This is a genomic window from Bradyrhizobium sp. AT1 (genome assembly GCF_001590795.1).
In the GTDB taxonomy this organism is placed as follows: Bacteria; Pseudomonadota; Alphaproteobacteria; order Rhizobiales; family Xanthobacteraceae; genus Bradyrhizobium.
Genome location: NZ_JXDL01000001.1, coordinates 4,548,418 through 4,570,350, shown reverse-complemented (window position 1 = coordinate 4,570,350; position 21,933 = coordinate 4,548,418). Strand labels below are relative to the sequence as shown.

At 65.2% G+C, this 21,933-nt stretch carries 17 protein-coding genes and 2 pseudogenes; 8 read left to right on the top strand and 11 right to left on the bottom strand.

All coding sequences use genetic code 11. The annotated features are described in order from the left end of the window. The first annotated feature begins 108 nt into the window (after positions 1-108). The 4 genes and pseudogenes from SE92_RS21260 to SE92_RS21245 all read left to right on the top strand — a co-directional run bounded on the left by SE92_RS21260 (position 109) and on the right by SE92_RS21245 (position 5,424). Positions 109-3,513, top strand: coding sequence for a helicase-related protein (locus tag SE92_RS21260; RefSeq protein ID WP_063198089.1), 3,405 nt, complete (start codon positions 109-111; stop codon positions 3,511-3,513). A 10-nt stretch (positions 3,514-3,523) separates the two neighbouring features. After that, positions 3,524-3,787: pseudogene (locus SE92_RS21255) on the top strand (RNA-binding S4 domain-containing protein); the annotation flags it as partial. Positions 3,788-3,919: 132 nt separating this feature from the next. Beyond that, complete coding sequence (gene fdxA / locus SE92_RS21250) at positions 3,920-4,258, top strand: ferredoxin FdxA (protein ID WP_063198086.1); 339 nt, start codon at positions 3,920-3,922, stop codon at positions 4,256-4,258. A gap of 344 nt (positions 4,259-4,602) precedes the next feature. Further along, on the top strand, positions 4,603-5,424 hold the full coding sequence (locus SE92_RS21245; RefSeq protein ID WP_084251865.1) for a CarD family transcriptional regulator: 822 nt from the start codon (positions 4,603-4,605) through the stop codon (positions 5,422-5,424). Between the two features lie 213 nt (positions 5,425-5,637). On the opposite strand, the gene SE92_RS21240 is transcribed toward SE92_RS21245, so the two are convergent. The 7 genes from SE92_RS21240 to cyoA are packed head-to-tail and all read right to left on the bottom strand — an operon-like array spanning position 5,638 to position 12,560. Beyond that, positions 5,638-6,171 (bottom strand): response regulator transcription factor, encoded by a 534-nt coding sequence (locus SE92_RS21240; RefSeq protein ID WP_063198078.1) that lies wholly within the window; start codon positions 6,169-6,171, stop codon positions 5,638-5,640. Beyond that, a complete protein-coding gene (locus tag SE92_RS21235; protein ID WP_063198076.1) occupies positions 6,161-7,564 on the bottom strand; it encodes an ATP-binding protein in 1,404 nt (467 codons plus the stop codon). The genes SE92_RS21240 and SE92_RS21235 overlap by 11 nt, the downstream gene beginning before the upstream one ends. Continuing rightward, on the bottom strand, positions 7,536-8,387 hold the full coding sequence (locus SE92_RS21230) for an SURF1 family protein (RefSeq protein WP_063198075.1): 852 nt from the start codon (positions 8,385-8,387) through the stop codon (positions 7,536-7,538). Before SE92_RS21230 ends, SE92_RS21235 begins: the two co-directional genes overlap by 29 nt. Further along, positions 8,384-8,764, bottom strand: coding sequence for a cytochrome o ubiquinol oxidase subunit IV (cyoD, locus tag SE92_RS21225; RefSeq protein ID WP_063198073.1), 381 nt, complete (start codon positions 8,762-8,764; stop codon positions 8,384-8,386). The genes SE92_RS21230 and cyoD overlap by 4 nt, the downstream gene beginning before the upstream one ends. After that, on the bottom strand, positions 8,761-9,390 hold the full coding sequence (cyoC, locus tag SE92_RS21220; protein ID WP_063198071.1) for a cytochrome o ubiquinol oxidase subunit III: 630 nt from the start codon (positions 9,388-9,390) through the stop codon (positions 8,761-8,763). Before cyoC ends, cyoD begins: the two co-directional genes overlap by 4 nt. Continuing rightward, a complete protein-coding gene (gene cyoB, locus SE92_RS21215) occupies positions 9,391-11,388 on the bottom strand; it encodes a cytochrome o ubiquinol oxidase subunit I (RefSeq protein WP_063198070.1) in 1,998 nt (665 codons plus the stop codon). A gap of 11 nt (positions 11,389-11,399) precedes the next feature. Next, positions 11,400-12,560, bottom strand: a complete 1,161-nt coding sequence (gene cyoA / locus SE92_RS21210; RefSeq protein WP_063198068.1) for a ubiquinol oxidase subunit II — start codon at positions 12,558-12,560, stop codon at positions 11,400-11,402. A gap of 181 nt (positions 12,561-12,741) precedes the next feature. Here cyoA and SE92_RS21205 point away from each other — a divergent pair, with 181 nt between their 5' ends. Continuing rightward, positions 12,742-14,070: an MFS transporter gene (locus tag SE92_RS21205; protein ID WP_063203679.1), complete on the top strand. Its 1,329-nt coding sequence runs from the start codon at positions 12,742-12,744 to the stop codon at positions 14,068-14,070. Positions 14,071-14,190: 120 nt separating this feature from the next. On the opposite strand, the gene SE92_RS21200 is transcribed toward SE92_RS21205, so the two are convergent. Continuing rightward, complete coding sequence (locus SE92_RS21200; RefSeq protein WP_063198066.1) at positions 14,191-15,681, bottom strand: M48 family metalloprotease; 1,491 nt, start codon at positions 15,679-15,681, stop codon at positions 14,191-14,193. A 36-nt stretch (positions 15,682-15,717) separates the two neighbouring features. Then, complete coding sequence (locus SE92_RS21195; protein WP_084251864.1) at positions 15,718-16,488, bottom strand: thermonuclease family protein; 771 nt, start codon at positions 16,486-16,488, stop codon at positions 15,718-15,720. A 330-nt stretch (positions 16,489-16,818) separates the two neighbouring features. Here SE92_RS21195 and SE92_RS21190 point away from each other — a divergent pair, with 330 nt between their 5' ends. From SE92_RS21190 to SE92_RS21180, 3 genes and pseudogenes are all read left to right on the top strand, one after another. After that, positions 16,819-18,027: an ABC transporter substrate-binding protein gene (locus SE92_RS21190; protein WP_063198065.1), complete on the top strand. Its 1,209-nt coding sequence runs from the start codon at positions 16,819-16,821 to the stop codon at positions 18,025-18,027. Between the two features lie 172 nt (positions 18,028-18,199). Next, positions 18,200-18,989 (top strand): annotated as a pseudogene (locus tag SE92_RS21185) (enoyl-CoA hydratase). Between the two features lie 2 nt (positions 18,990-18,991). Continuing rightward, a complete protein-coding gene (locus SE92_RS21180) occupies positions 18,992-19,741 on the top strand; it encodes a VOC family protein (RefSeq protein ID WP_063203677.1) in 750 nt (249 codons plus the stop codon). Positions 19,742-19,931: 190 nt separating this feature from the next. On the opposite strand, the gene SE92_RS21175 is transcribed toward SE92_RS21180, so the two are convergent. Together SE92_RS21175 and SE92_RS21170 are read right to left on the bottom strand one after the other, a co-directional pair. Next, the gene (locus tag SE92_RS21175; RefSeq protein ID WP_063198063.1) at positions 19,932-20,744 is read right to left on the bottom strand and encodes an enoyl-CoA hydratase/isomerase family protein; all 813 of its coding nucleotides are present in this window, start codon (positions 20,742-20,744) and stop codon (positions 19,932-19,934) included. 15 nt (positions 20,745-20,759) lie between these two features. Then, positions 20,760-21,920 (bottom strand): acyl-CoA dehydrogenase family protein, encoded by a 1,161-nt coding sequence (locus tag SE92_RS21170; protein ID WP_063198062.1) that lies wholly within the window; start codon positions 21,918-21,920, stop codon positions 20,760-20,762. Between the last annotated feature and the right edge of the window lie 13 nt (positions 21,921-21,933).

Sequence of the window (21,933 nt, the reverse complement as noted above, 5' to 3'; positions counted from 1 at the left end):
CCCGGTCAAGCCGGGGCATGACAGCGGTTAGCGCATTTGGCGCCGTGCATCCCCCCGCCCCAATCCGGCACTGACATTCGCCCAATTCGCCACTACCTAATCCCCCAGATGCCCTTTTCCTCCTCCCCCTTCGCTTCCGAGCGCGCAGCTTCTGATCGCGTGCCCGGCGCCGGCGTCACCGCGGTGCTCGGGCCGACCAACACCGGCAAGACCCATCTCGCCATCGAACGGATGCTCGCGCATCCCTCGGGCATGATCGGCCTGCCGCTGCGCCTGCTCGCGCGCGAGGTCTACAACAAGATCGCCGCAAGGGTCGGCAGCGAGGCGGTCGCGCTCGTCACCGGCGAGGAGAAGATCAAGCCGAAGAGCCCGCGCTATTGGGTCTCGACGGTCGAAGCGATGCCGCGCGACCTCGATGTCTCCTTCCTCGCCGTCGACGAGGTGCAGATCGCCAGCGATCTCGAACGCGGCCATGTCTTCACCGATCGCATCCTCAATCGCCGCGGCCGCGACGAGACGCTGCTGCTGGGCGCCGCCACGATGCGCCCGATCATCGAGCGGCTGCTGCCGGGCGTCTCCATGATCACGCGGCCGCGCCTGTCGCAGCTCGAATTCGCCGGCGACCGCAAGATCACGCGCCAGCCGCGCCGCACCGCCATCGTCGCGTTCTCGGCGGATGAAGTCTATGCCATCGCCGAGCTGATCCGCCGCCAGCATGGCGGCGCCGCCGTGGTGCTGGGCTCGCTCTCGCCCCGCACGCGCAACGCGCAGGTGGCGATGTTCCAGAACGGCGACGTCGATTATCTCGTCGCCACCGATGCCGTCGGCATGGGCCTCAATCTCGACGTCGACCACGTCGCCTTCGCCTCCGACCGCAAGTTCGACGGCTATCAGTTCCGCCGCCTGACGCCGTCCGAATTCGCGCAGATCGCCGGCCGCGCCGGCCGCGCCACGCGCAACGGCACTTTCGGCACCACGGGCCGCTGCGCGCCGTTCGAGCCCGAACTCGTCAACGCGCTGCAGAACCACACCTTCGATCCCGTGAAGATGCTGCAATGGCGCAACGCCAAGCTGGATTTCGCCTCGCTCGGCGCGCTGCAGGTCTCCCTGAACCTCGGCCCCGGCCACGAGGCGCTGACCCGCGCGCCCATCGCCGAGGACATGCGCGTGCTCGACCATGCCGCCCGCGACGCCGAGGTGCGCGATATCGCGCATGGCAAAGAGGCGGTGGAGCGGCTGTGGGAGGCCTGCCAGGTCCCGGACTACAGGAAATTGTCGCCGGCCGCCCATGCCGAACTGGTGACCACGCTTTACGGCTTCCTGATGCGCAAGGGATGCATTCCCGATGCCTGGTTCGAAGCCCAGATCACCCAGGCCGACCGCATCGACGGCGACATCGACACGCTGTCGGCCCGGATCGCGCAAATCCGCACCTGGACCTTCGTCGCCAACCGTCCGGACTGGCTGAAAGACCCCGAACGCTGGCAGGGAATCGCCCGCGAGGTCGAAAATAAATTATCGGATGCGCTCCATGAACGCTTGACTGAGCGTTTCGTTGATCGCCGGACCAGTGTATTGATGCGCCGCCTGCGGGAGAACACGAGCTTGAATACTGAAATCGGCAAGACCGGCGAAGTCATCGTCGAAGGCCATGTCATCGGCCGCCTCGACGGCTTCACCTTTGCACCGGACGCTGCGGAAGCGGGCTCCGATGCGAAAGCCTTGCAGGCTGCAGCGCAAGCGGTGCTCGCCGGCGAGATCAACACGCGCGCCGAACGATTGGGCAATGCGCCGGACGACCAGTTCGTGCTGACCTCGGAAGGCATCATCCGCTGGACCGGCGATGCCGTGGCGCGACTGTCTGCCGCAGAGGACGCGCTGCATCCGCGTATCCGCATCATCTCCGACGAGCGCCTGACCGGGGCGCCGCGTGATAAGGTGCAGGCCCGGCTCGAGCTCTGGCTCAAGACCCATATCGAAAAGCTGCTCGGGCCGATGTTCGAGCTCTCCAAGGCCGAGGATGTCACCGGCATTGCCCGCGGCATCGCCTATCAGCTGGTCGAGGCGCTCGGCGTGCTGGAACGGCCGAAGATCGCCAACGAGCTGAAGGATCTCGACCAGCCCTCGCGCGCGGTGTTGCGCAAATACGGCGTCCGTTTCGGCGCCTATCACATCTATTTCCCCGGCCTGCTCAAGCCCGCCGCGCGCGCGCTCGCCGCGCTGCTGTGGGCGCTGAAGCAGGACAATGTCGATCTGTCCTCGCTCTCGGGCGCGCAGCATCTGGCCTCGTCGGGGCGCACTTCGTTCCCGGTCGACAAGGCGCTGCCGCGCGATGCCTATCGCGTGCTCGGCTACAAGCAGGCCGGCGAGCGCGCCGTGCGCGTCGATATCCTGGAGCGCCTGGCCGATCTGATCCGCCCGGCGCTGGCCTGGCGCGAGAACGCGTCCGGCGAAAAGCCGGCCGGCGCCTTCGACGGCCGCAGCTTTGTCGTCACGCAGGCCATGACCTCGCTGACGGGATCTGCAGGCGAGGATTTTGCCTCGGTGCTGCGCGCGCTCGGCTATCGCATGGAGAAGCGTCCGCCGCTGCCGCAGAAGCCTGTCGTGACTGAGACGGTCGCGGCCGAGACGCCGCCGGCTGAAGGTAGCGCCGAGACCTCGACCGAGACCGCCGTGGAGGCCGTCGCCGGCCTGCCCGAGGAGACATCCACGGAGGCCGTTGTCGAAGCCGTCACCGTCGAAGACGCGCCCGGCATGGAGCAGCAGGACGAGGCCGCGCAAGCGGAGCCCGCGCTGGAAGCTGCGCCTGAAGCTCCGGTCACGCCCGAAGACGCCCCCGGCATCGCGCCGCCGGCCGAAGAGACCGCTGCCGCCCCGGAAGCTGCAGGCCTTGAAGCTGCTGCCGCCGAGCCGGCCGCGACCGAAGCTGCTGCATCGCCCGACGCTGCGCCTGAGGTTGCAGCCGCGCCCGCCGAGCCCGAGCTGGTCGAGGTCTGGCGTCCCGGCGGCCGTCACGAGGATCGCAAGCCGCGCCACGAGCGCCATCGCCATCAGCGTCACCATAACAACCAGCGTCCGCAGGCCGGCGCTGAGGCCGGCGCCGCGCCCGCCGAAGGCGAAGCTGCGCAAGCGGCCGATGGTGAGAAGCGGGGCGAGCGCCGTCATGGCGGTCATCGTCGCGACGGCGGCAGAGACTTCCGCAAGCCGCGCGAAGGTGGCGAGGGCGGCGCGCCGCGTCCCGAGGGGCGCGACGACAAGCGCCGCTTCGAGGGCAAGGACCGCGACAACAAGGGCCGCGATCGCGACAAGGGCAAGTTCGGCGGCGATCGCGACAAGGGCCGCGACAATCGTGGCCGCGACCGCGACAAGGGGCGTGACCGCCAGGGCGGTCCGTCGCTGCGCCCCTACGCTTCGAGCGCGAACCCGCGCGAGCGCGATCGTCCCGCCGATCCGAACTCGCCCTTCGCGAAACTTGCCGCGTTGAAAGAACAGCTGTCCGGCCGCAAGGAGTGATCCCACGACCGAGCGGCAGCGCCTCGACAAATGGCTGTGGCACGCGCGGGTGGTGAAGGCGCGCACCTCGGCCGCTGAACTCGTCGAAAAGGGCCACGTTCGCGTCAACGGTGAGCGCGAAAAGTCGCCTGGTCACGCGATCAAGCTCGGCGACGTCATCACCGTCGCGCTCGATCGCACCGTCCGCGTGTTGAGAGTGACAGGCTTTAGCGAACGCCGCGGCGATGCTGCTTCGGCCCGCGTGCTCTACGAGGAGCTCGGTGCGCGCAATTAATTGCGCATCGCATTCATTTCTTGGTCGATGAAACGCACACAAGTGTCATGATCGGGCCTTCCCGACCTTGCGGCGCCGGGCCATCCGCGCTACGCAAGCCGCGACTTTTAAAAGAGCTTTTCGGAGCGTTGGATGACTTACGTCGTCACTGAAAACTGCATCAAGTGCAAGTACACCGACTGCGTCGAGGTCTGCCCGGTCGACTGTTTCTACGAGGGTGACAACATGCTCGTCATCCACCCGGACGAGTGCATCGATTGCGGCGTGTGCGAGCCGGAATGCCCCGCCGACGCCATCAAGCCGGACACGGAACCGGGCCTCGAGAAGTGGCTGGAAGTGAACACCCAGTACGCCAAGAGCTGGCCGAACATCACCCAGAAGAAAGAATCACCTGCCGACGCCAAGGAATTCGACGGCATGGAAGGCAAGTTCGAGAAATATTTTTCTCCGAACCCCGGCTCCGGCGACTAAATCGGGCCCAAACTTAACCCTAATAGCGGCGCTGCCGCCGAAAACCAGCCCTGAAGACCCCTAAATCATTGATTTTTGCGGGAAATGTGCTATATTGGGCACATTAAGCCGAACCCCGTCAGCCCCGTTGGCCCCTCTGGGTTCCCGTGAAACCAAATGTCGAACAGGGGCGTGGCAGTTTCCGCGCGCAGGCTGTGTCACAGAAAACGCGTAAAAAGAGTACTTCAGCGAGGGCTTCCCATAAGGAGGCCAAAAAAGTCGCCGCGGCCAGCCGTAGCGCATCCAAGGGTCGGACCGCGACGAAGGCACCGGCTGCAAAGTCCTCGAAGAACAAAAGAAGCGCAATGCCTAACAAGACTGCCAAACCGGCCGCGAAAGCGACCGCTGCAAAGCCTGCTGCCAAGCCTGTGACTGCCAAGGCGCCCGCGTCCAAGGCCCCCGCTGCCAAGCCCGCCGCGCCGAAGGCTCCCGTTGCCGCTGCTCCTGCCAAGGCTCCCGTCGCCGCTGCCAAGCCGGCCGCGAAGCCCGTTGCTGCGCCGAAGGTCGAGGAAAAGAAGGTCGTGACCCAGCGCCAGGGCTTCAAGGCCAACGAATTCGTCGTCTATCCCGCTCACGGCGTCGGCCAGATCCTGGCCATCGAGGAGCAGGAGATCGCAGGTGCCAAGCTCGAGCTGTTCGTCATCAACTTCATCAAGGACAAGATGACGCTGCGCGTGCCGACCGCCAAGGTCGCCAATGTCGGCATGCGCAAGCTGTCCGAGCCCGTGCTGGTGAAGAAGGCGCTGGAGACCCTCAAGGGCCGCGCCCGCGTCAAGCGCACCATGTGGTCGCGCCGCGCCCAGGAATACGAAGCGAAGATCAATTCGGGCGACATCGTCGCGATCGCGGAAGTCGTGCGCGACCTCTATCGCTCGGAATCGCAGCCGGAGCAGTCCTACAGCGAACGCCAGCTCTATGAAGCGGCGCTCGATCGCCTGTCCCGCGAGATCGCGGTGGTGCAGCACTCGACCGAGACCGAAGCGGTCAAGGAGATCGAAGCCCAGCTCGCCAAGAGCCCGCGCCGTAACGCCAAGGCGGAAGCCGAAGGTGAAGCCGATGCGGATGCCGAGGGCGATACTGACGATACCGATGGCGGCGACACCTCCGTCGCCGACGAGGCCGCGTAAGCGCTTTCGTTCTGCGCAAGCAATCAAAAGCCCGGCCGTTCGGCCGGGCTTTTTGTTTGGGGTCGGAGGGGGCAGCCGTGTGACACCGCCGTCATTCCGGGGCGTGCGAAGCGAGAGCCCGGAATCCATTCGTCACCGTCTCTGTCGCCCGATGGATTCCGGGCTCGTGCTTCGCACGCCCCGGAATGACGGCGGTGAGAAGTTGCGGACGGCCTACTTCACCGGCCGCTTCTCGAGCTTCCTTGCCAGCGTGCGCCGGTGCATGCCCAATCGCCGCGCTGCTTCCGAGATGTTGAAATCGGTCTCGATCAGCGTCTGGTGGATGCGCTCCCATTCCAGCGTCTTGATCGAGGTCGGCCGCGCATCGAGCGCGACCTCGGTATTGCCCTCGGCCTTGGTGAAGGCGGCTTCGATATCGTCGGTGTTGGAGGGCTTTGCCAGATAATGGCAAGCGCCGAGCTTGATCGCCTCCACGGCGGTGGAGATGCTGGCAAAGCCTGTGAGCACCACGATCAGCATGTCGGGATCATGCGCGTGCAGCAGCTCGACGCAGGCAAGGCCGGAGGCGCCGCCGAGCTTGAGGTCGACCACGGCATGGCCGAAGGTTCGCTCCTCCAGGGCCTTGCGCACGTCCTCGATCGAGGCGGCCAGCACGACCTCGTAGTCGCGGCGCTCGAACGAGCGCTTTAGCGTGCGGGCGAAGCCGGCATCGTCCTCGACGACGATGAGCGAACGGTCAGGCGTCAAAATTCCCTCCGATCGCCAGCGTTGCGAGCGGCAGCGTCAGGCGCACGGTGGCGCCGCGTTTCCTGTGGTTCTCAGCCGTGACGCTGCCCCCCAGCTTGCGCACGACGTTGACCACCAGGAACAGCCCGAGCCCGCCGCCGGCGCGGCCCTTGCTCGACTGATAGGGCTTGCCGAGCTGCGCCAGCATCTCCGGCGCAAAGCCCGGGCCGCGGTCACTGATCGACAGCACGAGGTTGTCGCCCTCGCGCTCGGCCACGAGCTCGACCCAATCGCGCGAGACCTCATAGGCGTTGTCGAGCACGTTGAAGATGACCTGCTTCAAGGCGACGTCGGAGACGATCGCAACGTCCGCGCCGAACGTATTGACGAAGTAGAGCGTCCGCGCCGAGCGCGCGTCGCGCCATTCGTCGACCAAAGCGGTCACGAAGGCCGTCACCGTCGTCGGCGAGGAGCCTTCGCCCCGCGCTTCGCCGGCCGACACCAGGATGCCCGTGACGATCGACTTGCAGCGCTGCAGCGAGGTTTCCATCTCGGCGAGATCCTCGGCGAGCTCCTGATCGGCGGCGAGATCCGGCATGCGGCGCCAATCGCTGAGGATCACCGAGAGCGAGGCGAGCGGCGTGCCGAGCTCATGCGCCGCGCCGGAGGCAAGCAGGCCCATGCGTATGATGTGGTCCTGCTCGGCGGCATGTTGGCGGAACGCCGCCAGATGCGCGTCGCGCTCGCGCAGGTTTCGATTGATGCGGGTGACGAACACGACCAGCAGCACGGCGTTGAGCACGAAGCCGAGCAGCATGCCCAGCACGGTGAGAGAATAAGTCTCACTCAACGGGTTCGGCGGCAGGTCCAGCGGTCGGTACGCCAGCGTCAGCCAGACAAAACTCGCGCAGGTCAGCGCGACAAGCGACCAGGTCGAGCGCGCATCGAGCAGCACCGCGCCGAGCGTCACCTGGAGCAGGAACAGCGAGGTGAAGGGGTTGGTGGCGCCGCCGGAGAGGTAAAGTTGCGCGGTCAGCGCGGCGACGTCGAGCATCAGGGCGACCAGCAGCTCGTTATTGGTGATCGCGGCGCGATGGCGCACCCAGATCAGGCTGGAGACGTTGAGCAGCACCAGCGCGCCGATCACCGCGCCCATCCGCTCCAGGGGCAGGGGAATGCCGAGCCCAAAATGCACGCCGCCGATGGTCACGATCTGGCCGACTACCGCGGTCCAGCGCAGCTGGATCAGCAGCGCCATGTTCTTGCGATTGGTCTCGTCGTCAGTCGGCGCAGCACCGACCAGCTCGCTGCGCGCATCCGCCTGCGATTGCAGCGTGACGGCCACCCCGTCACGCGCAAATGTCTGGGAATGCGTCTTCCCGTCGTCAGGCCTGTTCGACGATCGTTCCAGCATCTGATCCCGTCCTGCGCGTGGCGGCATCCCGGCCGCCGGCCTTGTCGTGGACGAAGCGCTTGCGGCGGAACAGCCCGCCGCCGAATGTGACGAAGAGCCTGCCGGCCAGCATGAAGGCCAGGGCAAACCACGTCAGCGCGTAGATCAGGTGGTTATTGGGAAAGCGGATCACGGTCAATCCGCCGATCGGCCCGACGCCGGATTGTGATCCCGCATCGGCATCGACGAAGAAGGGCGCGACATCGTGGAGACCTCGGGCCATCGCGATCGCGGCGACATCGCGCGAATACCAGCGGTTGTGCTGAGGCACGTTGTTGCGGAGGAACCCGCCTTTGGGCTCGGTGATGCGGAGCAGGCCGGTGATCTCGACCTGGCCGTCCGGATTGCCGCTTTGGCGGCTCGATGCGTCGCGCCGCTCCGACGGCACGAAGCCGCGGTTGATCAGGACCTGCGTGCCGTCGCCGCGCTGAAGCGGCGTCAGCACCCAATAGCCCGGGCCTTCCTCGGTGACGGCCTGCACCAGCGTCTCGCGGTCATGCAGGAAGCGGCCGGTGACGTGGACATGCCTGTATTCGTCGTTGGTGGCGCTGACCGCGGGCCATGAGGCGGGCGAGGGGATCGGCGCCGCCGGGGCATGGACGCGCTGCTCGACGCGGTCGATCAGCGCCAGCTTCCAGGCCCGGCGCTCGATCTGCCAGACGCCGAGTGCGATCAGGATGACGAAGGCGATCAGCGAGAGGACCGTCAGCCACAGGGAGGGCGCGCGCGCAGCCTTGCCGCGCGACGCGCCTTCCTTGTCCGTCACGGTCCCGATCTCGTTCAATTCATCCCGCTCATCTGGTGCATCGGCATCATGTTGCTGTTGAGGTGGCTCATCACCCACAGCGAACCCGACAGCGCGATCACCACCATGACGATGGTGAAGATCAGCGCCATCATGCTCCAGCCGTTCTCGGACGTCGTGTTCATGTGCAGGAAGTAGATCATGTGCACGACGATCTGCACGACCGCGAAGGCCATGATGACGAGGGCGGTGATCTGCTTGTTCGGCAGCGCGCCGCTCATCACCAGCCAGAACGGGATCGCGGTCAGCACGACCGAGAGCACGAAGCCGAGCATGTAGCTCGAAAACGTGCCGTGGGAATGGCCGCCGTCGTGGTGATGGTCGTCCGCGTGGGCGGCGTGGGTATCGGTGCTCATCGCAGAACTCCCAGGAGATAGACGAAGGTGAAGACGCCGATCCAGACCACGTCGAGGAAGTGCCAGAACATCGACAGGCACATCAGACGGCGGCGGTTGGCCTCGATCAGGCCGAACTTGCCGACCTGCACCATCAAGGTCACCAGCCAGATCAGGCCGCAGGAGACGTGCAGGCCGTGGGTGCCGACCAGGGTGAAGAAGGCGGACAGGAAGGCGCTGCGCTGCGGCGTGGCACCCTCATGGATCATGTGGGCGAACTCGGTGAGCTCGATGCCGATGAAGGCGAGGCCGAACAGGCCGGTGATCGCCAGCCAGATTTGCGTCTGCGCGACCTTGTTCTGCTGCATCGTCAGCATGGCGAAGCCGTAGGTGATCGACGACAGCAGCAGCATCGAGGTGTTCACCGCGACCAGGTTCAGGTCGAACAGGTCTTTCGGCGCCGGTCCGGCGGCGTAATTGCCGCCGAGCACGCCGAAGGTGGCGAACAGGATCGCGAAGATGAGGCAATCGCTCATCAGGTAGATCCAGAAGCCGAGCGAGGTGCTCCAGCCTTCCGGATGCGGATGCTCCTCGGCGACGTAGAAGATCGGCTCGCCGGTTTGTGAGGGATTGACGGCAACAGTCATTTACTTGGCTCCGGCGAGCAGTTTGGTGCGCGCGTCCTCGGTCCGGATGACGTCGTCAGCCGGAATGTCGAAGTCGCGGTGATAGTTGAAGGTGTGACCGATCCCGACGGCGAGCATCGCGATGAAGCTCACGGCAGCCAGCCACCAGATGTACCAAATCAGGCCAAAACCCATCGCGGTGGCGAGGCCGGCGAGGATGATGCCGGTGCCCGTGCTGCTGGGCATGTGGATCGGCCGGAAGCCAGTGAGCGGACGCTGGTAGCCGCGGCGCTTCATGTCCCACCATGCGTCATTGTCGTGAACGACGGGGGTGAAGGCGAAGTTGTAGTCCGGCGGCGGCGAGGAGGTCGCCCATTCCAGCGTGCGCGCATCCCAGGGATCGCCGGTGACGTCCTTGAGCTGCTCGCGCCTGAGGAAGCTGACCGCGAACTGCACCAGCATGCACATGATGCCGAGGAGCACGAGGCCGGCGCCGATCGCGGCGATGACGAACCAGATCTGCAGGGACGGGTCGTCGAATACGCGCAGGCGGCGGGTCACGCCCATCAGGCCGAGCACATAGAGCGGCATGAAGGCGAGGTAGAAGCCGGTGACCCAGAACCAGAACGACAGCTTGCCCCAGAACGGATCGAGCTTGAAGCCGAACGCCTTCGGGAACCAGTAGGAGATGCCGGCGAAGGCGCCGAACACCACGCCGCCGATGATCACGTTGTGGAAATGCGCGATCAGGAACAGGCTGTTGTGCAGGACGAAGTCGGCCGGCGGCACCGCCAGCAGCACGCCGGTCATGCCGCCGATCACGAAGGTCAGCATGAAGGCGATCGTCCACATCATCGGCAGCTCGTAGCGGATGCGGCCGCGATACATCGTGAACAGCCAGTTGAACATCTTCGCGCCCGTCGGGATCGAGATGATCATCGTGGTGATGCCGAAGAACGAGTTGACGCTGGCGCCCGAGCCCATCGTGAAGAAGTGGTGCAGCCACACCAGGTACGACAGAATGGTGATGACCACCGTGGCGTAGACCATCGAGGTGTAGCCGAACAGCCGCTTGCCGGAGAACGTCGAGGTCACCTCGGAGAAGATGCCGAACGCCGGGAGAACCAGGATGTAGACCTCGGGGTGGCCCCAGATCCAGATCAGGTTCACGTACATCATCGGGCTGCCCCCGAAATCGTTCGTGAAGAAGTTGGTGCCGACATAGCGGTCGAGCGACAGCAGCGCGAGCACGACGGTCAGGACCGGGAAGGAGGCGACGATCAGGACGTTGGTGCAGAGCGAGGTCCAGGTGAACACCGGCATCTTCATCATGGTCATGCCGGGGCAGCGCAGCTTGACGATGGTGCAGATCAGGTTGATGCCGGACAAGGTCGTGCCGACGCCGGCGACCTGCAGCGCCCAGATGTAATAGTCGACGCCGACATCGGGACTGTAGCCGATGTTCGACAGCGGCGGATAAGCCAGCCAGCCGGTGCGGGCGAACTCACCGATGAACAGCGAAGCCATCACCAGAACCGCGCCGCCGACCGTCATCCAGAAGCTGAAATTGTTCAGGAACGGGAACGAGACGTCGCGCGCGCCGATCTGCAGCGGCACGACGTAGTTCATCAGGCCCGTGACAAGCGGCATCGCCACGAAGAAGATCATGATCACGCCGTGGGCTGTGAAGACCTGGTCGTAGTGATGGGCGTTGAGATAGCCTTCGGAGCCGCCAAAGGCCAGCATCTGCTGGCCGCGCATCATCAGCGCGTCGGCAAAGCCGCGCAGCAGCATCACGATGCCGAGGATCATGTACATGATGCCGATGCGCTTGTGGTCCACCGTGGTGAACCATTCGCGCCAGAGATAACCCCAGAGGCGGAAATAGGTGAGACCGCCGAGCAGCGCGGCGCCGCCGAGCGCGACCACCACGAAGGTGCCGACGACGATCGGCTCGTGCAGCGGCAGCGATTCGAAGCCGAGCCGGCCGAAGATGAGCTTGAGAAGATCAGGAGACATGTGAACTCTCTTTAGGAGTCTGACTTCGGACGCTGTCCGAGGAAGAAGGACGAGGACTTGAGCGGCGTGAAGCTTGGCCGCTTCAGGCCGGCGCCGGTGAGCGGCGCGGTGTCGACGGGGGCCGTGATCGACGCCGTGGTTCGACCCTGCGGCGCATCCGGCGTGCAGGTGCCGGCGACGAAGCTCGGCTCCGGTCCAAGCGCGGTGCCACGACGGGCGTATTTGTCGTAGGCCAGCGGCAGGGTGTTGTTCAGGGCCTGATGGCCGGCGCCGCCCTTGGCATCGATCGCCATCATCTCGCTCTGGCACATCTTGCCGGTCTCGACGCACATGTTGAGGATCAGGCGGTAGAGATCGGCATCGACGGTGCCCCAGCGGCGCACCGGCTCGTTCTGGCTCGGCTTTTCGAGCTGGAGATACTCGGCGCGGCCGAGCGAGCCGCCGGCGGACTTGGCCTGCGCGACCCAGGCGTCAAAGCCCTTGTCGTCGAGGCCCTGGAAGTTGAAGTGCATGCCGGAGAAGCCGGCGCCGCTGTAATTCGCCGAGAAACCCTTATAGGTGCCGGCGTGATTGACGACGGCGTGGAGCTTGGTCTCCATGCCCGGCATCGCATAGATCTGGCCGGCGAGCGCGGGGATGTAGAACGAGTTCATCACCGAGGACGCGGTGATGCGGAAGTTGATCGGTCGATCGACGGGAGCTGCGAGCTCGTTGACGGTGGCGATGCCGTAGTCGGGATAGATGAAGAGCCATTTCCAGTCGAGCGCGACGACGTCGACCTCGAGCGGGGCCTTGGACTGGTCCACGGCGCGGTCGGCATGGATGCGGCCGAGGGTGCGATAGGGGTCCAGCAGATGCGTGCCCATCCAGGTCAGCGCGCCCAGGCAAACGATGATCAAGAGCGGCGCCGACCAGATCACCAGCTCCAGCGCGGTCGAGTGATCCCATTCCGGCTCGTAGCGGGCCTCGGTATTGGACTGGCGGTAGCGCCAGGCGAACAGCACCGTCAGCGCCATCACGGGGACGACGATCAGGAGCATCAGGACGGTGGAGATGATGACGAGGTCGCGCTGCTGGGCAGCGATGTCGCCGGCTGGCGCCAGCACGACGTAGTCGCAGCCGCTGAGCGCGGCAGCCAGAGGTAGTAGCGCCAGGATCTTGAGACGAGACACGGGCCGAGCCTTTGAGAATGAGTTTCTTTTGCGGGGCCAACGGGTAGCTGCGGCGCAACAATCCGGACATTGGACAATTTGTCCAATGTTGCACTGCAAGATGTTGGGCCAGACAGGGCGGGATCGCCTGGCGCCCCGCCGGGTGGTCGGCTTTGGTTTTCAGGACGTTAAGGGCGCACGCATGGCGACGGCACAGACCCCCGCAATGGCAGACCTCCACTCGGGCGAGCATGGCCATGACCAGGCCAGTCCGGGCGAGATCGCCATCGGCGTCATCATCGGCCGCACCTCGGAATTCTTCGACTTCTTCGTCTTCGCGATCGCCTCGGTGATCGTGTTCCCGCGCCTGGTGTTCCCGTTCGCGAGCGAGCTGACCGGCACGCTCTATTCCTTCATGATCTTCGCGCTGGCCTTCATGGCCCGTCCGATCGGCACCGTCATTTTCATGACGGTCGACCGTGCCTACGGCAAGACGGCCAAGCTGATCTCGGCGCTGTTTTTGCTCGGCACTGCCACAGTCGCGCTGGCGTTCCTGCCCGGCTACAGCGAGATCGGTGTCGCCGCGATCTGGTTGCTGGCATTGGCCCGCATCGCGCAGGGTCTGGCCTGGGGCGGCGCCTGGGACGGCATGGCTTCGCTGCTGGCGCTGAACGCGCCGCCCTCCAAGCGCGGCTGGTACGCGATGGTGCCGCAGCTCGGAGCGCCGCTCGGGCTGATCGTGGCGAGCGCGTTGTTCGCCTATTTCGCCGGCAATCTTTCGGCCGACGATTTCTTCGACTGGGGCTGGCGCTATCCGTTCTTCGTCGCATTCGCCATCAACGTCGTGGCGCTGTTCGCGCGCCTGCGCATGGTAACGACGGAGGAATATTCGTCGCTGTTCGAAACCCGCGAATTGCAGCCGGCGCGCATCTCCGAGACGGTCGCGCGCGAAGGCCAGAACATCATGCTGGGCGCGTTCGCGCCGCTGGCGAGCTTTGCGCTGTTCCACATGGTCACGGTGTTTCCGTTGTCCTGGGTGTTCCTGTTCACGCGCGAAAGCCCGGTGCGCTTCCTGATCATCGAGATCGTCGCCGCCGTGTTCGGCGTCGGCGCGATCGTGGTCTCCGGCATCATCGCCGACCGCGTCGGCCGCAAGTCGCTGCTGATGGGTTCGGCGATCGCGATTGCGATCTATAGCGGCTTTGCCCCCCAGTTGCTCGACGCCGGCGCGTTCGGCGAGACCATCTACATGGTGATCGGCTTCATTCTGCTCGGCCTGTCCTTCGGCCAGTCCTCCGGCGCGATTGCCTCGAACTTCAAGCAGACGTACCGCTACACGGCATCTGCGCTGACCTCGGACATGGCCTGGCTGTTCGGCGCCGGCTTCGCGCCGCTGGTCGCGCTGCTGCTCGCCACTAATCTCGGCGTCATCGCTTCGGGCGCGTATCTGTTGTCCGGCGCGTTCTGGACCTTGCTCGCGCTCTGGCTCAGCGGCCAGCGCGAGAAGGGCGACATGGACGCGGGCGGTTAGGCAAGCCAACACGTCGTCTGTAGCCCGGATGGAGCGTAGCGTAATCCGGGACAGCGTTGCAGCGCGCACGAATCCCGGATTGCGCTGCGCTCCATCCGGGCTACGCAGAAATCTGCAGCCTCAATCCGCCACGATCTTCACGCGATCGCGCACCTTCACCTGCGCGGTGCGGTCGAGACCGTTCAGCACGCGGAAACGCTCGGCGGGATGATCGACGCCGGCCATGCGGTGGGACAGCGACTCCACGGTGTCGCCGGGCTGCACGGTGATAACCTTGATGCGCAGCGGGCGGGCGGCCTGGATCTCCTCCAACGTCAGTCTGCGGAACGAATTGACGGTCTCGCGCGCGTTGCGCTCGCTCTCGGTCGATTTCTGCCTGGTCGCGAAGATGAAGCGATAGACGTCGCTGCCGAAGCGCAGCGCATAGACCTTGAACTGCCACTGGTCGCCCTTGGCGGTGGCGGACGCGGCCGGGAAGCCGTTGATGGTGAGGTCTTCGGTGGACGCCTTCTCGACGCCCTCCATCCAGCCGGAATTCAGGTAGTCGCCGAGCGACTGCTCGGCCGGCACGCGCACCACGTCGAAGCGCATCGCCTGTGCGCCGCCTTCGCGCACGCCGATCACGGCCTGGGCGGTGTTGTCGAGCGTGAAATTGTCCGGCGCCTGGAAGGTGAAGCCGAGCTTGGGATGCAGGAATCTGCGTCCGCGCACGAAACCTTCGCTGGGGTCTTCGCCGTAGACGAGGTTGTCGATCGCCGCGAGATAGCTCTCGCGGTCGCGCTCGGCACCTTCAGGCGCCGTATATTGCCGCGCGATGGTCTGCGCGTTCTGGACGCGCTCCGGGGTCGCCGGGTGCGAGGAGGTGAAATCCTGCGCGCGCGGGTCGAGCGAAGACTTGCCGGCCTTCAGCTCGGCATTGCGCTCCATCGCCGAGAGGAAGCGCGCCGCACCATAGGGGTCGAAATGCGCCTTGGCGGAGATACCGACACCGATGCCGTCGGCCTCGAATTCCTGCTTGCGCGAAAAGCTCGCCATTGTGAGCTTGGTCTTGGCCAGCGCGAGCGCGGTGAGATCAGGATCGTTGCTCATGTCGGTGACGACGCGGGTGACGATCGCGGCCTGGCGCGCCTGGTCCTCGCGCATCGCGGCGTGCTTGGACAGCACATGCGCCATTTCATGGCTGAGCACGGAGGACAATTCCGAGGTGTCGCTGGCGAGCGCAAGCAGGCCGCGCGTGACATAGAGCTGGCCGTTCGGCAGCGCGAAGGCGTTCACCGCGCCGGAATTGAGGATGGTGACCTTGTAGCCCTGGTCGGGCCGATCGGAGGCCGCGACGAGCCGGTCGACGGTCTTGCTGACGAGCGATTCGAGCCGGGGATCGTCATAGGCGCCGCCATAGCTCGCCAGGATGCGCTCGTGCTCCTTCTCGGTGGCGGGGGTCTGGGCGACGGCCGGCTTCGGCTTCGGCATGGCGACGGTCGCAGGAACAGCGGCGGTCTGGAACCGGCCCATGTCGCCGCAGCCCGCCAGCGCCGTGCCCAGCACGAGGCAAAGCGCGGCCGGCGCCGCCCGCAGGCAGCGGCCTTCGTTCCGTACGTGCCGTTCTAGCACCCCATTCACGTCGCTTAACCCGTGCCTGGCCCCTCGTTAGGGCCTTTCCCCTGTCGGCTCGTTTGCGCCCAGCAACTCGACTTGCCCTATGAGCCGCACATCGATCCGCGGCCCCGTATTCCCCTCGACCCAGCCCCGGACTCGAATACGTCTATTTTCCAAGGACTTAAGGGATATGCCGGCGCTTTCAAACGCCGGCAGCGTGCGCTTTGAAATAGTCGCGGTAAAGCCACGTGTCCAGCTTCGTCCGAAGTTGAGGTAGGTCATTGCCCCAGCTTGCCGGACCGACAGGACTTTGCCCTCGACCACCATAAAACGCCCGATCCCCGCCAAAATATCGTCCGGACTTTCCGCGTTTTTTATGGCCGACGGGTCAGCCCAGCTGCCCTTTTTTTGGCGCCGTGCCGCTGCTTCCGACGCCATCAGGGCGGCGGCGCAGTCCTTGTCCGTGATCTCGGCGGAGACCATGGCGTCGCCCTGAGCGAGCAGCATGGCCTGCACGGACGTGTCGCTCTCGCCGATGAAGACCAGCGCGCCTTGCCGGCCGTAGCGGTCGGGCGAGTCGTCGGCGCTGCGGAGCGTGACGTCGCGGCCGGTGAGCAATGATGTCAGCGTCTGCTTCGTCGTCGGGGTCGGTTCTATGCCGGCGAGGCGGATCTCGCGTCGGTCATCGAGACGGACGCTGCGCGCGTCGACGATGGTGGCGATGCGACCTTCGCCTTGGGATTCGAATTGGCACGGTGCCGCGCACGCGGCATCGGCCGCGGCAATGAGGAAGACGACGATGATATGAAACAGTCGCGTCACGTGACCCGGAGAGGTTGCGTTACGCTCTAGCTTTACCTCAAGTGTAGCGCTTCGCGAAGACGCTTTCCTCGCGCTCCGTCATTACGAAGACCGGAGCGACGAAGCAGCCCGGAGTCCATCCGCGGAAGACTCTGGATTGCTTCGCTGCGCTCGCAGTGACGCGGAAACATTTTGCGTCTTCTCGCCATTCCGCTTTGCGGAAAGCGCGCAATGATCATTCATCTTCATCGCACCTCGTGCTTGCTGCGCTGTTGCGCATGCGGCATGATTGCGGCAACACCAATAACGAAGCCGCCATTCAGAGACAGGCGATAACGGGAGGTCTTTTCCATGAAGCACATTATGTCGGGCATCTTTGCCGCTGCGTTTGCATTGAGTGCGAGCGCCGCCGCGCAGGCCCAGGACAAGCCACCGCTCAAGATCGGCGGCATCCTGGACATGTCGAGCCTCTATGCCGACATCACCGGCCCCGGCAGCGAGACTGCGGCCAAGATGGCTGTTGAGGATTTTGGCGGCGAGGTGCTCGGACGCAAGATCCAGGTGCTCGCGGCCGACCATCAAAACAAGGCCGACCTCTCCGCCAACATCGCCCGCGACATGCTCGACAACCAGGGCGTCGAGATGATCTACGACGTCGCGGCCTCCGCGACCGCGCTGGCGGCCGGCGAGATCGCCAAGGCGCGCAACAAGATCATCATGTTCAACGGTCCGGGCTCGATCCGTCTCACCAACGAAGCCTGCGGCCCCTACACCATCCACTACGTGTTCGACACCTATGGCCAGGCCAACGTGACCGGCCTCGCGGCCGTGAAGACCGGCCTCGACACCTGGTTCTTCCTCACCGCCGATTACGCCTTCGGCCAGGATCTGGAAAAGGACACCAGTGCCGTCGTCACCAAGACCGGCGGCAAGGTGCTGGGCAGCGTGCGCCATCCGCTCAATACCTCGGACTTCTCCTCCTTCCTGCTGCAGGCGCAGGCGTCCAAGGCCAAGGTGATCGGGCTCGCCAACGCCGGCGGCGACACCGTCAATGCCATCAAGCAGGCGGCCGAGTTCGGCATTACCAAGGGCGGCCAGAAGGTCTCGCCGCTGCTCGCCTTCGTCACCGACATCGACTCGATCGGGCTGGAGACCGCGCAGGGGCTGTTGCTGGCGGAAGCGTTCTACTGGGATATGAATGACGAGACGCGCGCCTTCTCCAAGCGCTTTCAGGAGCGCGTGAAGCGGCCGCCGACTTCGGCCCAGGCCGGCGTCTACTCCTCCATTACGCATTACCTGAAAGCCGTGAAGGCGGCCGGCACGACCGACGCGGCCGCCGTGATCAAGGTGATGAAGGAAACGCCGATCAACGACTTCTTCGCCAAGAACGGCAAGATCCGCGAGGACGGCCGCATGATCCACGACATGTATCTGTTCGAGGTGAAGAAGCCCTCGGAATCCAAGGGCCGCTGGGACGATTACAAGCTGCTCGCCACCGTGCCCGGCAGCGAAGCCTTCCAGCCGCTCGAGCAGTCGCGCTGCCCGCTGGTGAAGAAGTGACGGCGTGAGTCGTTGTGACGACAAGCGCGCCCAACAATAGGTCGTCATCCCGGGGCTCGCGAAGCGAGAGCCCGGGATCCATCGGGCGCCAGTGACGGTCGAGAAATGGATTCCGGGTTCGCGCCAAGGCGCGCCCCGGAATGACGGAGCAAAACAACAAGGAGACGCCCCCATGAACGACATGGTCCTGCAAGAGCTCGAAGGCGGGCTGCTCACCATCACGATGAACCAGCCCGGAGCGGAAGAACGCGCTCAATCCCGAAATGGTCGCAGGATTGGTCGAAGCGGCGCGCCGCGCCGCCGACGATCCCGAGGTGCGCGCCGTGCTGTTCAAGGGTGCCGGCGGCTCGTTCTGCGTCGGCGGCGACGTCAAATCGATGGCGGCCGGCCGCGCGCCGCTGCCGTTCGAAGTGAAGATGGCGAACCTGCGCCGCGGCATGGAGGTCTCGCGCATCCTGCACCAGATGCCGAAGCCCGTGGTGGCGCAGCTCGACGGTGCGGCGGCTGGTGCGGGCCTGTCGATGGCGCTGTCCTGCGACCTGCGCATCGCATCCGAATCCTGCAAGATCACCACGGCCTTCGCCAAGGTCGGCTTCTCCGGCGATTACGGCGGCACCTATTTCCTCACCCAGCTGCTCGGCAGCGCGCGGGCGCGCGAGCTCTATCTGATGTCGCCGGTGCTGACCGCGAAGGAGGCGCACGCGATCGGCATGGTGACCAAGGTCGTGCCCGACGCCGAGATCGACGCCGCCGCGCACGAGCTCGCGCTGTCGCTGGCTCAGGGGCCGTCGATCGCGCTCGGCTTCATCAAGCGCAACATCAACAATGCCGAGCATCTGGCGCTGGAGGATTGCTTCGACGGCGAGGCGATCCATCACACCCGCTGCGGCGACACCGAGGACCACAAGGAGGCCGCAAAAGCCTTCGTGGAGAAGCGCAAGCCGACGTTCAAGGGCGCATGACCGTGGCGCCTTATATGCGCTTGCGGCAGATCTGCCTGGTCGCGCCGCAGCTCGCGCCTGTGATCTCCGACATCGCGGAGATCATGGGTCTCGCCGTCTGCTACCGGGACGGCAATGTCGCGAAATACGGCCTGGAGAATGCGCTGCTGCCCGTCGACACGATCATGCTGGAGGTGGTCGCACCCTTCCAGGACGGTACCACGGCCGGCCGCTTCATCGAGAAGACCGGCGGTCGCGGCGGCTATATGGCGATCTTCTGCTGCAATGATCCCGACGAGCGCGGCCGCAACGCCAATGCGCTTGGCGTGCGCACCGCCAACGTCATCGACCACGCGCCCTATCACGGCGTGCAGCTCCACCCCCGCGACTGCCGCGCCGCCTTCATCGAGTTCAACCACACCGAAGGCAGCGACGACATTCTGGGCGCGTATCCGCCCGCGGGGCCGGATTGGCAGAAGTTCATCCGGAAGGACGTGACGCACGCGCTTGTCGCGGTGGAGATGCAAAGCCCGGATCCGCACGGCTTGGCGGCGCATTGGGGCAAGATCATCGGAATTGCGGCTGATGGTTCCGAGTTGAAGCTGCCCAACGCGACCTTCCGTTTCGTCAAGGGCGCCAGCGAAATCATGAGCGCGCTGGAGTTTCGGGTGACTGACGTCGCGCGCGTGCTGCATGCGGCGCGAGCGAAGGGGCACGCGGTGGCGGGCAACGAGTTTCTGCTGGGCGGGGTGACGTTTCGGCTTGTGGCTTGAGCGGTTGCCTCACCTACCGCTGTCGTCCCGGACAAGCGAAGCGCAGATCCGGGACCCATAGCCTCAGGGAGTAGTTTGGCGAAGACTCGTAGTGACCAGCTTTACGCGACAACCTCTTCCTGTGGTTATGGGTCCCTGCGTTCGCAGGGACGACAGGGGAGAATGTAGCGGCGCCAGTGCAATGCGCTGACTACCGTCCCTTGAAGTTCGCCGCGCGCCGTTCTTCCGTGGCCTTCACGCCTTCCTTGAAATCTTCCGTGGCGCGCAACCTGGTCTGCTCTTCGAGCTCGTGATTGGTCGCGGCCATGACGCGGTCGGCGAGCCCGTTGCGCATGGTGGCGCGGGTGGAGAGCAGGCCGAGCGGGGAGCATTCTGCGATCTCGCCGGCGAGCTTCATCGCGGCTGCCTTGACCTGGTCCTGCGGCACCAGCTCGTTGGCGAGGCCCCATTTGTACGCCTCTTCGCCGGTGACGCGGCGGCTGGTGTAGAACATCAGCTCGGCGTTGTTCTTGCCGATCAGCTCCGGCAGCGTCGTCGTCAGGCCGAAGCCGGGATGGAAGCCGAGCTTGGTGAAATTCGCGGAGAAGCGCGCTTCGGGGCAGGTGACGCGGAAATCCGCCGACACCGCGAGGCCCAATCCGCCGCCGATCGCGGCGCCCTGCACGGCGGCAACGATCGGCTTCTTGGCGCGGAAGATGCGCACGGCCTGGATGTAGAGATGGTTGATCGGGCCGAGATTGTCGGCGGGATCGCCTTTCTTGTCAGCCTCGCGCGCTTCCTGCGCCTGCCGCGCCGGGTCCTGGAAGTTGGCGCCGGCGCAGAACGCCTTGCCTTGCGCCGAGAGAACGGAGGCGCGGATCTCGATGTCGCGATCGAACTCGTCGAGCGCGTCCGCGATCTGGTTGATCAGCGAGATGTCGAAGAAGTTCAGCGGCGGGCGGCGGATCTCGATGGTGCCGACGTGTCCGACTTTCTCGACGCCGATGTCTTTATAGGTGCTCATGATGTCCTCGAAGGTTTAGCGCAAGCCCAAGCCGCGCGCGATGATGCCGCGCAGCACTTCGGTGGTGCCGCCCTGGATGGTGAGTTTCGGCGCGGTCTTGATCGCGAAGTCGAGCTGCCGCTCCAGGGTCTCGCGGTTGGTCGCGGTCTCCTCGACGAAGGCGGCGAGGTCGCGGACGCGGTGCGGAAGCTGCTGCTCCCAGACCGTACCGATGTCCTTGACGATGGAGGCCTCGACCACGGGCTCCTTGCCGGCCTCGAGCATGCCGGCCACCGAGACCGACATGCGCCGCATGGTGTGCAGCTGCGCGACGAGGCGGCCGATGCCTTCGGCGCTGCGCGTGTCCGGATTGGGGCCGACCGCACGGACCAGCTCGGTCAGCACGTAATAAGTTTCGAGGAAGCGCTCGGGGCCCGAGCGCTCATAGGCAAGCTCGCTCGTTGCCTGCTTCCAGGCGCCGTCGACCTCGCCGAGCACGTGATCATCGGGCACGAAGAAGTCGGTGAAGACGACCTCGTTGAACTCGTACTGGCCGGTGATCTGGCCGATCGGGTTCACCTGGATGCCCGGCTGCTTCATCTTGACCAAAAACTGCGTCAGGCCGTGACGGCGGTTTTCCTTGGTCGGCTGCGAGGTCCGGAAGATCGCGATCATGTAGTCGGCGATGTGTGCCGACGAGGTCCAGATCTTGGTGCCGTTGATGAGATATCCGCCGTCGGTCTTGGTCGCGCGCGTCTTCGCGGCGAACAGGTCGGAGCCGGAGTTCGGCTCGCTCATGCCGATGGCAAAGCAGATCTCGCCGCGGCAGATCCGCGGCAAGATCTCCATCTTGATGTGTTCGGGCGCGTACTTGATCAGCACCGGGCCGCTCTGGCGGTCGGCGACGAAGAAGCGCCGCGTCGGCGCGTTGGCAACGCGCATCTCCTCGGTCACCACGTAACGTTCGAGGAAGGAGCGCTCCTGGCCGCCATATTTCTTGGGCCAGGTCATGCCGAGCCAGCCCTTGGCGCCGACCCGGCGGGAGAATTCCGGCGCGTCGGTGTCTTCGCGATTGGGCTTGTGCGGATCGAAGGTACCGGCGGCGATCTCCTCGGCGAGGAAGGCGCGCACTTCCTTGCGGAGTTGCTCGCACTTCTCGGGCAGGCGGATCGGATCGAAACGAAGCGCAGCGGTCATGTGTTTCTCTCCC